The organism is Mesorhizobium sp. M2C.T.Ca.TU.002.02.1.1 (genome assembly GCF_003997225.1).
On sequence record NZ_RZTO01001591.1, the window covers coordinates 1 to 383 of the forward strand.

The following is a 383-nucleotide window of genomic DNA, read 5'->3' on the forward strand; positions in this document are numbered from 1 at the left end:
CGTAGGCTTTCGACAGGCTGCCCAGCGCCAGCGCGGCAAACGCCCCCGGGGTCCGGGCCGCGATGGCTTCAAGCCGATCGAGGATGCCGGCGGTGTCACCGGGCGCGAACAATGGCCTCAGCTCCGGCTTGCCGACGGCATCGGCAATGATGGCCACGTGCAAGTGGTGCGCCCACCAGACTTCGTAGAGCGCGGCGCCTGGGCTGTCGGCCGCCAGCCGGAAATCCCAGCTGGCGAGTATCTCCAGGGCCGCCGTCTCCGCTTCGTTGCGTCCGGACAGCGTCGACAGCAGGCCGACGACCCGCTTCGCCGGCACGGAGAACACATCGGTCTGAAGACGGCGGGACGCGTCAACGGTATGGCGCTGGTCGGCGGCCCTGGAG

Annotated in this window: 1 protein-coding gene; it reads right to left on the reverse strand. The window is 69.7% G+C overall.

The features are described 5' to 3' along the window. The coding region (locus tag EOD07_RS37455) for a penicillin acylase family protein (RefSeq protein WP_164773007.1) at nt 1–383 on the reverse strand (383 nt) is incomplete at both ends.